The following is a 14079-nucleotide window of genomic DNA, read 5'->3' as shown; positions in this document are numbered from 1 at the left end:
ATGTAATAAAATTATTTGCATTTATTAGGATAAGATAAACACTTAGAACATTACTACACGTGCTGCTTTCTATCGCGCTCTTGCGCATCTATAACGGAAATTGCAGCCATATTCACAATTTCATCTACACTTGCTCCTAATTGTAATATATGTACTGGTTTAGCCATACCCATCATTATTGGCCCAATTGATTCTGCATTATTTAACTCTTTCAATAGTTTATAAGTAATATTTGCTGAATCTAAATTCGGAAAAATAAGCGTATTCACTTTACGACCAGCTAATTTTGAAAACGGAAAAATATCCTGCAACATTTTTGAGTTTAAAGCAAAATCGGTTTGTAACTCTCCATCCACTAACATTTCTGGATAAGCTTTATGCAAATAAGCAACCGCTTCCCTTACTTTCTCAGCCCTAGGATTTTCTGAAGACCCAAAATTAGAATATGAAATCATTGCGGTTACAGGCTCTATCCCAAACATTTTTGTGACTCTAGAGGTCATCCTAGCAATCTTTGCTAAATCTTTAGCTGTAGGATCTATATTTATAGAAGTATCACTTAAAAACATTGGTCCGCGTTGCGTCATCATAACGTTTGTAGTAGCTACTCTGGCAACACCTTCTGCCATCCCAATTAACTCTAACATTGGTTTTACAACTGAAGGATAATTACGAGAATAACCGGTAATAACAGCATCTGCATCACCTTCATTTACCATCATTGCAGCATAATAATTACGCTCGCGCATTTTCTTTTCTGCTGAATAGATGGTTACACCTTGTCTTTTTCGTTTTTCCCAATAGGCTTTTGCATATCGATTTTTACGCTCTAGTTCTTCATCAGACTTAGGGTCTATGATTTGTACATCAGCATCGAACTCAATTTCATCCATCAGCTTAACAATCGCATCTTTTCTACCTAGTAATATAGGAATAGCGACACCTTCATCATGCGTAATTTGTGCTGCTTTTAAAACATCTAATTGATCTGCTTCTGCAAAAACGACTCTTTTAGGGTTTGTTTTTGCTCTACTTAAAAGCATTCTCACCAATTTATTATCAGAACCTAAACGCTCTAACAACGAATTTTTATAACGGTCCCAGTCTTCAATTGGCTCTTGTGCCACTCCACTTTCCATAGCTGCTTTTGCTACTGCAGGTGGAACTTCTGCAATTAATCTTGGATCAAACGGTTTTGGAATTATATAATCTTTACCAAACGTTAAGCGAGTTTCTGCATACGCAATATTCACTTGTTCTGGCACTGCTTCTTTTGCTAATTTAGATAACGCTTTTACAGCTGCCATCTTCATTTCTTCATTTATTTTAGTAGCTCTTACATCGAGAGCTCCTCTAAAAATAAATGGAAATCCAAGAACATTATTAACTTGGTTAGGATGATCACTACGACCAGTTGCCATAATAATATCTTCTCTTGTATCAATTGCTAACTGATAATTTATCTCCGGAACCGGATTTGCCATTGCAAATACAACAGGATTAGCAGACATTGATTTTAACATCTCTGGAGTAACTATATCTGGTTGAGATAAACCAATAAACACATCAGCATTTTCCATAGCCTCAGTTAACGTATCTATTTTACGATCTGTAGCAAACTCGGCTTTTTGAGTTGTAAGGTTGTCTCTGTCATCTCTAATAACACCCTTACTATCTAGCATTACTATATTTTCGCGACGCGCACCACAAGCTTGATATAATCTTGTACAAGAAATAGCTGCTGCACCAGCACCACTAACTACTATTTTTACATCCTCAATTTTCTTTTCTGCAATCTCTAATGCATTTATTAATGCTGCCGCAGAAATAATGGCTGTTCCATGCTGATCATCATGCATTACAGGAATGTCTAATTCTTCCTTTAATCTACGTTCTATTTCAAAGGCTTCAGGCGCTTTAATATCTTCAAGATTAATACCACCGAAAGTTGGTGCTATATTTTTTACAGTTTCTATAAACGCATCTACATCTTCTGTGTCTACCTCAATATCAAAAACATCTATATCAGCAAAAATTTTAAAGAGCAAACCTTTTCCTTCCATTACTGGCTTAGAGGCTTCGGGTCCAATGTTTCCTAACCCTAAAACAGCTGTTCCGTTAGAGATCACAGCAACTAAATTTCCTTTAGCTGTGTATTTATAAACATTATTAACGTCTTTTTCAATTTCTAAACAAGGTTCTGCTACACCTGGTGAATAAGCCAAAGACAAATCGCGTTGCGATGCATACTTTTTTGTAGGTACTACTTTTATCTTTCCAGGAGTTGGTTTAGCGTGATATACTAAAGCTTCTATGCGTTTGCTTTGTTTGCTCATAATCAAAAAGAATTAAGCTACAAATATAAGTAAATGAATGTCGGCTGTAATGGTCAATACTTATAAAAATTGTTTAATTTTCTAGACCTATTTCAAATTCAATAAATGAAAAAGTTATTAATTTTATTTGTCTTTTTTGTAAGCTTAGCTGCAAGTGCTCAAACTTTAAAGAAATTTAAACTGATTGATAGCGCCACAAAAGAGGTCATTCCCTTTGCTAATATTCTTTTTAGTAAAACGGATTTTAAAGGAACATCTTCAGATATTGATGGCGTTTTTTACATTCCGTCTCATCTTAAAACGATAACGATAAGTTATGTTGGTTATGAGACCAGAGTTGTTAATGTAGCGCAATTAAGGTCAGAATTGATAGAACTGACCTCAAAAGTTAGTCGATTAGATGAAGTATTTATAGATAGTGAAAACCCAGCACATAGAATTATTAAAAATGTAGTCAGCAACAAAGCGCTAAATAATCCTGAAAATTTAAACTCATTTACATATATCTCTTACGACAAAATATATGTTGACATGGATGATACCAAGCCACAAAGTGATACTTTAAAAACGACACAATCGGCATTTAAAGATTCTTACTTATTTATAACTGAAACAATAGCCAAACACAAATATTTAAAACCAAGGTTTACTGAGGACAGTATTATTGCGACTAGAACATCTGGTTTTAAAAACCCTAATTTCGCTCTATTAGCGAACAGCTTACAACCCTTTTCTTTTTATAAAGAACATCTTAATTGGTTTGAAATAAATTATCTCAATCCTATTTCTAAAGGAAGCACCAAAAAATATAAGTTTCGTCTAAAGGAAGAATTTATAAAAAATAATGATACCATTTTTGTAATTTCTTTTGAACCTAAAGCCAATCGAAATTTCGATGGATTAGAGGGTTTACTCTATATCAACTCCAACAAGTATGCTTTAGAAAGTGTAGATGCTAGAACCGTAAATTCCGGTAAAGTTGAGTTTAAACTACAACAAAAGTATAGTTATATCGACGGGAATTATTGGTTCCCAGAACAACTAAATTTTGAAATTGTTATTGGCGAAGGGTTTGGTAGTTTTAAATACATAGGTAAAAGTTACTTGTCAGAAATTAAACCAAATGCGTCATTATCTAAAAAAGATTTCCCTTTAGTTTCTCTTACATTATCTAAAAATGTTGGTAATAAGAATTCTAAATATTGGGATGAATATAGAAAAGGAATATTAGATAAAAAGGAATTAAGAACCTATGTATTTATTGATAGCATTGGAGACAAAGTAAATTTAGACAAGGTATTGGCTTTACCTCAAAAGTTACAAAAAGGACGCTTCCCCTTAAAGTATATAGATATTGATTTACTCAACATTTTTAGAGCTAATAAACATGAAGACACAAGACTAGGATTGGGTGTCTATACCAACGATAATATTCTTAAAAATATTTCTTTCGGTGCCTTTGCTGGCTACGGAATTAAAGATAAAGAATGGAAATATGGTGGATCTATTGCATTTGATGTCCCAGGAAAAAAAGATATTTCTATAGCTTTAGACTATAAAAATACAATTAGAGAAGTTGGTACGTTCTCTGGTAATGAAATTGAAAACCCATTTAATCCTCGCAATTGGATTGCTCGTGAAATGGATGCTGTAGAAAGCATTAGTTTTAGAACTGACATGAAATTGTTAAGAAACATTAACTGGTTTATTGGCTTCAATACAGCAGAAATTAAACCGCTCTATGATTATACTTTTAACCAGAATAATATATCAATTACTAACTACAATAACACTGAAGTTAATATTGGTATTAGTTACCATGTCAATGAAAAATTAATCAATAATTTTGGCATTATAACTCGTCTACCAAGTAATGCACCAATTTTAAATTTAATGTATTCAAGAGGGTTAAATGGCGCCTTAGATGGAGATTTTAATTATAACAAATTAAAATTTACACTTGATGATAGTTTTATAATTAAAGGCATTGGGGAAACCACTTATAAATTAGATTTGGGTTATATAGATAGCACTCTTCCATTTGGTTTATTGTTTACAGGAGAAGGCACTTTTGATAAAAAACTACCATTTATCGTTGAGAATTATTTTCAAACTGTAAAGCCTTATGAATTCTTGTCAGATAGATATGCACATTTATTTACAACACATAATTTTGGTAGATTATTTAACAACAAGGGCTATTTTCAACCAGATGTATTATTGCACAACAATATTGGGATTGGTAGCTTAAAAGCAGCTTCTGATCATCAGTTCATAGATTTCTCAACAAAGGAAGAGTTGTTTTTAGAAACAGGTTTAGAACTTCAAAATATCTTAAAAATCCCTTATTTAAATATAGGTTATTTAGGACTAGGGTTTGGTGCTTTTTATCGTTACGGTTATCATCATTTAAATAATTCTAATGATAACCTTGCATTAAAATTATCTTTTGGGTTTAGCTTTCGATAGAAATTATTTTAAAAACTTAATATTCCTTTCTAAACCAGAAAACTTAGTGCGTTTCACTGCAGATTTCTGAAATACTTTTTTAAACGTATCTTCTGTGATTTCCTCCCAATCCTTTTTAGTCATATCTAATAACTCAGGATGTGGATTAAACAAAGGTTCGTTATGCGATTTAGAAAAACGATGCATAGAGTAAAATTAATGCTAATCGCTACTTAATATTATACAGTTAACGTTTTAAAACTTCTCTAAACTGATAAAAAAAACGTTCTATCAATCTCAAATCTTCTGTAATAATTTCGGCTGAACCACGCATTTCATGTTTGAAGTCTATTTCCTTTTTATAAGAAGTTATCATTTTTTCAGGAAGATTAACATCAACAAAGTATAATCCGTCTTTATCTGGTATAAGAGATATATTTTTAACTGTTCCATTCAACACACCAAATTCAGTATCTGGATAGTTTTCTAGTTTTATATTTACACTTTGTCCTGCTTTAATTTTACCAGAATTTTGAGATGGTGTAGTAAGCTTCGCAATATATGAACTATTCTCACTCGGAATTATAGTAAACACTAAATCTCCTTGATTAACCGTTTGATTAATATTCCAGTAATTTAAGAAAGAAACCTTGCCATTAATATTTGAACTTAACACAAATTGAAATTCCCAATCTTTAATGGCTTTTTTGAGTTGATTAAATGATTGAATCACATTTTTAAGCAATATCATTTCTTCCTTAACACGATTGATTTCTGTTCCTTTTGAAGTCATGTTGGCATTACTAATTCCTTCTCGAATTTGGGATATGGAAGCTTCAAAGTTTTTATAATTACGCTCTGCTTGTGCGTATTGCAATTGCTTATTTTCATAGTCTTGTGCCGAAATCACACCTTTTTCGAATAATGTGGTTTGTCTGTTTAGATCTTTTAAATTGAATTCTAATTCTGTTTTATTAAGATCGCGTTGTGATTTTAGACTTTGTAAACGTCTGTTGAGTTCTGATATGGAATATCGATTTGCCAAAGCTTCATTAGAAAACGGTTCTAATTCTTTATTTAATTTATATTGAATATAACTATTCTCAAACAAGGCAAATTGAGATTCTATATCTCCTAAAAATAAAATGGGTAAACTATCTATTGGAAAGTAAAAAGATTTACTATTTACTGTAATAGTGTCTATTATAGATTTTAGCTTAAAAACATCTTTGTAATTGGCTGTATTCTCCAATATCGCTAGTGGTTGATTATCTATTACACTTTCATTATCTGTTACTAAAAGCGTATTCAATTTTCCAGTAATTTTCGCATATTCTTTCTGCGGTGGCACTTGGGTTGTTACCAACGCTTCAGAAGCTATAATATCTGGGTATTTTACAAACCAAGACAAAAACAATACCATCAATATTAAAGATAAGAACAACACATTTCCCCAACGTATCATCCAATGTGGTACTCTGGTAAGTATTTCTTGTACTTCTTCGCTTCTCAGCTCTATATTATCTAGTTTGTTTTCCATTTATTCCTTTTTGACCTATCAACAAGCACCACTAATGTCCCCTCAAGGGGACAATCCTCCGTTTCAACTTCCATCTTATGCCTTCAAGCTTCCCTCGATTAACCAAATAATTAATTTCCAAGTTCTAACTGATTCTTAACTAAATGAAAGTAATTTCCTTTCTGCTTCACTAAAGCATCGTGATTACCTACTTCCACAATTTTTCCTTTATCTAAAACTACAATTTGGTGTGCATTTTTTACTGTACTTAAGCGATGGGCAATAACCACAACCGTTTTATCTTCAAAAAAGGTATTAAGTTTTTCCATAATCACTTTTTCGTTATTAGCATCTAAAGCTGATGTAGCTTCATCAAAAAACAAAAAATTAGGGTTTTTATAAACCGCTCTAGCTATTAACAATCTTTGTTTTTGTCCTGTGCTCACGCCAACACCTTCCATTCCAATTTTGGTATTGTAGCTTAATGGTAAGTTTTCTATAAATTCTTTTATATTGGCAACATCTACCGCATGTGCTAATTTTTTTTTATCTACGTAATCTTCGCCAACCGCAATATTATTAGCAATAGTATCATTAAAAATATAGCCTTCTTGCATTACCACACCACACTGGTGCCTCCATGTTTTTTGAGATACGTTTTGCAAATCGTGATTACCTATTTTAATTTGTCCACTGTTTGGATCATAAAACTTTAATAGCAGTTTCATTAAGGTGGTTTTACCGCTTCCACTCACACCAACAATTGCCGTGACTTTATTGGATGGAATGGTTAAATCTAAATCTTGTAAAACCATTTGGTCTGAGCCAATATAACGAAATGATACTTTAGATAATTCTAAGTTAGCTTCTAAAGGAATGTCTGTAATCTTCTCAGTATCTTGTTGTTCTTCATCTTCTTTATTATGGATTTCCGATAAACGGTCTAAGGATATTTTAGCATCTTGGACTTCTCTAATGAAGTTAATGAGTTGTGCAATTGGCGAGTTTAATTGCCCAACGATATAACTAATGGCTAACATCATACCCAAAGTTATATCACCATCAATAACCAACTTTGCAGATAATACCGTAATTAGTATATTCTTAACCTCATTTATAAAACCTGAGCCTACACTTTGGTATTGTTCTAATGCCAAACCTTCTATAGAGACTTTAAACAAACGTGCTTGCACAAACTCCCAAGACCAACGCTTTTGTTTCTCTGCATTATGCAACTTTATTTCTTGCATACCATTGATGAGCTCTATGACTTTACTTTGTTCTTGGCTAACTTCTGAAAAGCGTTTATAATCTAAATCTCTACGCTTTTTTAAGAAAATGATAATCCATAAGAAATACAAAAAACTACCAAATAGAAATATCCCAAACAGAATTAGATTATAATATGCTAATACAAAACTGAATACCAATAAATTTACCATTGAAAACAACACATTTAAAGACGATGTAGTTAATATCTGCTCAATACGTTTATGGTCATTGATGCGTTGAAGAATATCACCTGTCATACGCGTGTCGAAAAACGCAATAGGTAAATTCATTAGTTTAATAAAAAAATCTGAAACTAAGGAAATATTAATACGTGTACTGAGGTGCAATAAAATCCAACTTCTAATAACTTCAATGGCTGTTCTACCAATAAATAACGCTAATTGTGCAAATAGGATTAAATAAATAAAATGAATATCTTGGTTTTCTATACCAACATCTACAATACTTTGGGTTAAGAATGGAAAAATAAGTTGTAGTAAACTGGCTGCTATCAAGCCGATTACTAATTGCCATAAAAAGCGTTTGTATTTGAATAGATATTTTGAAAGAAACTTAAAACCAAATTCTGTTTTGTCCTTGTCAAAATCTGTTTCGTAAAATTTTGCTGTGGGCTCTAATAATAATGCGATGCCCTCCTCTGTATCTTCTGTAGCGTTATTACCAATCCAATGTTTTAAAAATTCTTTTTGGTTGTATTTTAAGAGGCCGTGAGCTGGGTCAGAAATATAAAAGGTGGAAGTTTTAATTTTATAAATAACTACATAATGGTTTTTATTCCAGTGAAGTATGCAGGGGAGTGGGGCTTCTTTAAGGTCATTAATAGTTATTTTAACACCCAAACTTCTAATTCCTAATTTTTCTGCTGCATTACTTAAATTAAGTAAACTACTACCGCTTCGAATTGTTTCAGAAATGTTTCTAATGTATTGTACAGAAAGAGTCTTTTTATAATGCTTTGCAATAATTTTTAAACATGTAGGGCCACAGTCTTTAAAGTCCGGTTGTTTGTAGTGAGGAAAATTTTTAATCATTCTTTTTCACTAATTCTTGCATTTCATAATGTTTAATAGCTTTTTGTTTTAATGGACTTGTGCTCCACTCTTTCCCCTTATTTGCATAAGGGCTATAACCACATCTTAAAGGTTTAGAATAAGTATTTTTAGGATTTTCTTTATACGCCCTGAAATCTGTACTAAAATATCTAATCTCGCAGTCATTGCAAACATCAATTTGATCTTTGGTTATATTCCAATATTTTTTAAAGTTTTTGATTAACACCTCATAGAGATTAGTTTTTTCAATATGTCCAAAATTTTCTTTCATTGATGGACAGTTTTTAATAATTCCATTTTTTCTATTGAAACTTTACGATTTAAACAGAAATTATGTTTGCCTAGTTAAATTCAGCTTTTAGGGCTATATTGTTCTGATTCAATATGACAATTTCAAAGTCGGATTTATCTAAAACTAATGTAACTTTTTTATCATCAGTCTCTTGTATATCATAAGGAACGGCTTTGCCGATTTTCTCACCTTTTTTGTAGGCAAGTACCAAACATGGGCATTGGATATTTTCTTCAACAAATGATATTTCGACTTCTTTACGATCACCATACACCATCCATTGCGGACGATCGTACTTTTTACTTCTTGGATGGAAAACTGCTATGTCATACCTGAATGTGCCCATAGGAGGTAAATCAATAGAGGTTTTCTTTCGTTGCTGACCAAATAGCTCACCAGATTCATTGACAAAAACACTAGGTCTTTCTAGATCTGTAATCTGATAATACGAGTTTTCGTAATCCCTATTACCCTTTTCAGAATAAATTGTCTGATTTATGGTTAATGGGTCAATTCCTGTAAATTCCGTCAATCTCCCTGCCATCGCCCTTCCCCAATCCATGGAATTGTTAGGCATATCTCCTTCGTACACATGATCAAAACCGCAATGAATTAATATCTTTTCGTTAGGGTATCGATTTAGATAGGATTCAATATTTCTGGCTTGATTAATTTCTCTTTCTTTCCCATTAGCATGTCCACTGCTTTCGTACCCAAATATATTGAACCCCATATCAAAGGCAGTTCTTATTAAATTGCCAAATTGAGGTTCTTGTGTATAATACCCGGAATCAAGAATAGGATAACCATTGGCTTGCATAATTGAATCTGCATGAGGCGTATTAAAATATCCTTCCATTCCTAAGTGCTTAAAGCCTCTTCTTTTTAGTCCTTCAAGTAGTCGAGTGGTAAAAATTCGATGTTGGGGCATTTGATGAGCTTCATTTATGATGACTACTTGGTATTCTTCAGCTTCATTTAATATGTAATCTATTGCATTCATTGGTTTGTAGGAGCCAAAACTATCTCGTTGTTTCTGCGTAAGTTCAACTTCAATTGACTCTTTCGTATCCCAAAACTCATGCATCCTTTTTATGTTTCCGATTTTGGCAAATTCCCATGCTGTTCTATCGACAATTGTAGGAAAGGTATCCCAATATGAAGAAAAATTGTACGGCATCTCATTTGACTCTGTATCAAAATGAAAGTCAAACTCCACAAAATCTAACTTTTTCTGATCTTCGTTTTTCATATTACAGGCAATGCATAGCAAAAAAATAGCAATAATACATAAGTGTTTCATTAATTAGTATTTTTATGTCCTATAAGTTAAATATATTCTCCTTGACTAAGATAAATACACATTAGAAAATGTCTAAAAATATATTAAATTACATAAAATTGATGCACAGTCATGTTCCAGCACGTCTCTTATGATTGTTCTAAAACACCAAAAACTAAATCCATACATTTTGATAAGGATCAAAATTACAAGAATCAATTTTAAAATATTTACCCTCAATTTCTTTAATATTCGAATTGCTTAAACACTGATAGCGGTATTGACAATCTTTGCACTTTTCTATTTTATCGTTTTTAATATACCATAACTTCTTAAAAGATTCGTCTTTCAATAGGTCATGAAAAGATCGGGTTTTAAAATTTCCAAAAGACTCATCAAAGGCAAGATCATTCTTGAAGTTGCCTGCCTTATCAATACAAACTTTTAAATTAAAAAAAGGGTTATGATTTTGAGATTCCAAAAATACATCTTGAGTCGGATAAAAATGTTCTATTCCGTACTTGGATTTAATGCGTAAATCAAAAGAGTCCGAAATATACTCAACAATATCAAATTTATGAGGACTCTCCTCAAGCCACCACCTATCTTTGATTGTTTTATCTTTAGGGGCATCGTAAATTTTATAAACAATTCTCATATCATGCGTTACCTGTTTCAATTCTTTAAAATCTAAATATGGCCTTTTCATTATTACTTGTACCCATTTAGCACGACTCTCTTTAAATATCCCCAATAGTTTTTCAAATTCCTCATGATCGTAAACATCTTCACTTACTATTAGACAAAAAAATTGACAATCAAAAGATAATAAATTTTCAATCAAAGCTTCATAGAGTTGAAGAGATTTAGTATCAAGTTCAATAACAGAACTATATATCCTCTTTACGTTGTTAAACTTTATGTCTAACTGAGGGAAGTTTTCTGGTTCATGAGTGAAAAAGGCGAAATCATTATCAATTAAAAAATTAATGAGTTTAATTATTGGCTCTTTCCATTGTTTATGGCTTTCCAAAACCTCATCATATGTATCAATTAAAAACCGAGATTCATATAGCATAGCAAATTGTAGCGAAATATCAATGGTTCTACTCTTAAACAAATCATACACTAATGCTTGAGTTGCTCCTTTTACAATAAAACAATTGCCATGGAATCTAAAATATTTCATATTTAATATTCTATTATTTTCTTATAAGGGTTTCTTACGAACATGTCTGCATTATATATCTTACAAAATTCTACAGGTATCATGCCCTCACTAATATCTTTTTTAGATTGATCTTCCTCCACGGAGATCAACGAATAGTTCAAGGGCAGTTCATTGCCCTTTTTTAGTGTAAGTTTACTGTCTTTCATGAAATTGTATCATTTTTTTAGCAATATCATCAGAAATTTTGAAATTGCACGCGCTATTAATAAAACCATATTGTCCGACTGGATTAACCTCAAGGAAATAAGTCTTACCATCTTGCCCTATAATAAAATCCAAAGATCCTGTATTTAGACCCACGACTTTCATCAATTTTATGATTTGCGATTTTGTCTTACTATTTAGATTATATGGTACAATCCGGCTTGGGTTTTCCATATCCTCACGTCGGTAATCTACATGTGAGGTATTGTTAGTTTGAGATAAGATAGCAGCGGAATAACATTTTCCGTCCAAGAAAAAAACGCGGACTTCGTAAGCTTTTTCTATGTTCTGTTGAAAAAAAGCAGGAAAGCAATGTTCTGGAATCATTTCTACGTCTTCTACTGGTTCAGTGTAAGACTTCAATATGAATCCTTCATCATTCCCATTATAACTTGGTATTATTGCATACAAAGATTTTGTTATTATATTCTCGTTACATTCTTGAAAAAATTTAATTATCTCTTCTCTATCGCCTGAAACTAGTGTATTAGGTACGTCCATTCCCAATTCTGACGCTTTTATAAGCACATCCAGCTTGTTAACTCTATGATCAATTTTGCAAATGGTATAATTGGGATTATTTAGAACTATCTCATAAAACCTACTTTGGTGTGTTAGGTAATTAGTTTTGAGTAATCGAAAATACCTTGAATCTTTTTTGAAGTTTGGATAAACTATATCTGTTTCCACTAATTCCCTTTCTAAAAGAAGGCTTATTAGTGTAGGTATGGGCCTGCGATGATAGATAGCTAATTTATTTCCTTTTATAGAAAGTTCAGAGTTTATAGTAATTTTCAGGCTCCGAAAAAAACCTGAAAGCTCTTTAAGTTGCGTTTCGTTAAAATCTTCGTTATAGCGGTTAACCTCTTTGTCATAAAAGAGAAGTCGATCTATAATCTCGTTTGTCTGTTTATCATCTTTTTCAGAAAATATAATATACATATCTTGGTTAATAAATGATCAAAAATTATAAATAATTTTAAAAAACATTACACTATCTAGAATACTAAATTGACTGCTAAGCATCTTAAACCACAAGAAATAGTATCCAATTAATTAGCAGTCAACATAAGTAAGATTTATATAGTCAAAAACTACATAATTTACGCCATAGCTAATTCGTTGCTACTTCTGTCATCCCAACTCCAATCATCATCACACCCTCCATTACTAGCTGAAGCATGAGATGCGGTTTTACAGTCACTTGCTCCTCCTACAACTTGACTAATCTCGGTAATTTCACAAATCTTAAAATCGTCTAATTTAAATTTCATAATATTTAATTTTGATTTTACCTACTCTATTTAATGGCTTTTCGGTTAACGCCTATTTATTGCGCAATAAATATTTTTAATTTTGTTATATTTTACCTTTGAAATATTAATTAACAGTCTCAAATTCATTCAAATTGAATACATTTTTTGTGTTAAGAAATATTTAACCCTAAACCAGGACAGTACTGAATTTTATTCTTTATTTGTTCTGTAAATGTAGACATTGCAGCTTAAATAAAACTACATAAATCCTCACATAAAGTAAGCAAAAACGGAAATCTAAATAAACCCCTTAGCTCTAGCGGCCAAAACCAAATCACGGTCACTATTAGTATCCATACCAAACTTTACTTTCAAAAGACGTTTTCGCTTATCTATACCTGATTTAGATAGATGAATTAATTTTAATAAGTCATTCATCTTTGCGCCATTAGCAAGTTCTTTTAAGATAAGAATATCATAATCGTCCAGATTGATTTGATTTGAGGATTTTTGCTTAATGGCATTAATAATGGTCTGACTGTAATGTAGTTTATTGTTCAAGACATCATTAATAGCGGCTACAAAACCCTGAAAATTAACGTCTGCTTTATTAATAAACCCTAAAGGGTCAAACGCATTGAGTATTTGCCTTAACTTATAGCTATTGACATGCATAGTACAAACCAGAATTTTAGTATTTGGCAACCACTTTCTTATTAAGATACCTAAATCTTTACCACAACTTATTTTAAGACTCTTATCCATAGGTAAACTAATATCTAAAATTACCAAATCCAAATCTTGACTCGTAGTGTAATTTTGTAATTTATCATAAGCTGTTTTGCAACAAGTTGAGCTATGCGTTCTAAAACTCATAGTACCAGATTGATTAGCAATGAAATGTAATGCACGTTCAAAACCGTCAATAACAAAAGGATGATCGTCTATAATTAAGACGTTGTAAGTTTTGTGCATAGCAAAGTAGTTTAGGTCAAATTAGGGTTTGACAAGTTTTAACGATTAAGGATTCGTTACAATAAAGGGATAAAAAGCTACTAGAGGGTATTCAAAAATATATTTTTATTTTAACAAAAAAAATAATTTTACATTAAAAAAAAGTATTTTCTGACAACAAAATAACTTTTAATTACATTCTTTATTGTTCT

General features: G+C 31.7%; 10 protein-coding genes and 1 pseudogene. 1 reads left to right on the top strand and 10 read right to left on the bottom strand.

Translation table 11 applies throughout. The features are described from left to right. Positions 1-53: 53 nt before the first annotated feature. Entirely contained in the window at positions 54-2336 is a 2283-nt protein-coding gene (locus tag Q0891_RS03240) for an NADP-dependent malic enzyme (protein ID WP_299098683.1), read from the bottom strand. A gap of 105 nt (positions 2337-2441) precedes the next feature. Here Q0891_RS03240 and Q0891_RS03235 point away from each other — a divergent pair, with 105 nt between their 5' ends. Beyond that, entirely contained in the window at positions 2442-4805 is a 2364-nt protein-coding gene (locus Q0891_RS03235; RefSeq protein ID WP_299098681.1) for a DUF5686 family protein, read from the top strand. A 3-nt stretch (positions 4806-4808) separates the two neighbouring features. Here the strand turns inward: Q0891_RS03235 and Q0891_RS03230 are convergent. From Q0891_RS03230 to Q0891_RS03190, 9 genes and pseudogenes are all read right to left on the bottom strand, one after another. Then, positions 4809-4988 (bottom strand): annotated as a pseudogene (locus Q0891_RS03230) (tRNA epoxyqueuosine(34) reductase QueG); the annotation flags it as partial. Positions 4989-5031: 43 nt separating this feature from the next. After that, positions 5032-6324 carry an HlyD family efflux transporter periplasmic adaptor subunit gene (locus Q0891_RS03225; protein WP_299098679.1) on the bottom strand — a complete coding sequence of 431 codons (1293 nt, stop codon included), beginning with the start codon at positions 6322-6324 and terminating at the stop codon, positions 5032-5034. A gap of 110 nt (positions 6325-6434) precedes the next feature. Beyond that, on the bottom strand, positions 6435-8624 hold the full coding sequence (locus Q0891_RS03220; protein WP_299098769.1) for a peptidase domain-containing ABC transporter: 2190 nt from the start codon (positions 8622-8624) through the stop codon (positions 6435-6437). After that, on the bottom strand, positions 8620-8919 hold the full coding sequence (locus Q0891_RS03215; protein WP_299098677.1) for a hypothetical protein: 300 nt from the start codon (positions 8917-8919) through the stop codon (positions 8620-8622). Before Q0891_RS03215 ends, Q0891_RS03220 begins: the two co-directional genes overlap by 5 nt. A gap of 70 nt (positions 8920-8989) precedes the next feature. After that, positions 8990-10192 carry a hypothetical protein gene (locus tag Q0891_RS03210; protein WP_299098675.1) on the bottom strand — a complete coding sequence of 401 codons (1203 nt, stop codon included), beginning with the start codon at positions 10190-10192 and terminating at the stop codon, positions 8990-8992. Positions 10193-10397: 205 nt separating this feature from the next. Beyond that, a complete protein-coding gene (locus tag Q0891_RS03205; protein WP_299098673.1) occupies positions 10398-11411 on the bottom strand; it encodes a hypothetical protein in 1014 nt (337 codons plus the stop codon). 174 nt (positions 11412-11585) lie between these two features. Further along, positions 11586-12599, bottom strand: coding sequence for a hypothetical protein (locus Q0891_RS03200; RefSeq protein ID WP_299098671.1), 1014 nt, complete (start codon positions 12597-12599; stop codon positions 11586-11588). Between the two features lie 161 nt (positions 12600-12760). Then, positions 12761-12931 (bottom strand): hypothetical protein, encoded by a 171-nt coding sequence (locus tag Q0891_RS03195; protein WP_299098669.1) that lies wholly within the window; start codon positions 12929-12931, stop codon positions 12761-12763. Positions 12932-13210: 279 nt separating this feature from the next. After that, a complete protein-coding gene (locus tag Q0891_RS03190; protein WP_299098667.1) occupies positions 13211-13888 on the bottom strand; it encodes a response regulator in 678 nt (225 codons plus the stop codon). Positions 13889-14079 lie beyond the last annotated feature (191 nt).

It is taken from the genome of uncultured Winogradskyella sp., from assembly GCF_947498005.1.
Lineage (GTDB): Bacteria > Bacteroidota > Bacteroidia > Flavobacteriales > Flavobacteriaceae > Winogradskyella.
This window is presented reverse-complemented; position numbering and strand designations above follow the sequence as displayed.

Coding starts and splice junctions, on each gene's coding strand:
- Q0891_RS03195 (WP_299098669.1), bottom strand. CDS start 12,931: ATGAAATTTAAATTAGACGATTTTAAGATTTGTGAAATTACCGAGATT.
- Q0891_RS03215 (WP_299098677.1), bottom strand. CDS start 8,919: ATGAAAGAAAATTTTGGACATATTGAAAAAACTAATCTCTATGAGGTG.
- Q0891_RS03200 (WP_299098671.1), bottom strand. CDS start 12,599: ATGTATATTATATTTTCTGAAAAAGATGATAAACAGACAAACGAGATT.
- Q0891_RS03190 (WP_299098667.1), bottom strand. CDS start 13,888: ATGCACAAAACTTACAACGTCTTAATTATAGACGATCATCCTTTTGTT.
- Q0891_RS03235 (WP_299098681.1), top strand. CDS start 2,442: ATGAAAAAGTTATTAATTTTATTTGTCTTTTTTGTAAGCTTAGCTGCA.
- Q0891_RS03205 (WP_299098673.1), bottom strand. CDS start 11,411: ATGAAATATTTTAGATTCCATGGCAATTGTTTTATTGTAAAAGGAGCA.
- Q0891_RS03210 (WP_299098675.1), bottom strand. CDS start 10,192: ATGAAAAACGAAGATCAGAAAAAGTTAGATTTTGTGGAGTTTGACTTT.
- Q0891_RS03225 (WP_299098679.1), bottom strand. CDS start 6,324: ATGGAAAACAAACTAGATAATATAGAGCTGAGAAGCGAAGAAGTACAA.
- Q0891_RS03240 (WP_299098683.1), bottom strand. CDS start 2,336: ATGAGCAAACAAAGCAAACGCATAGAAGCTTTAGTATATCACGCTAAA.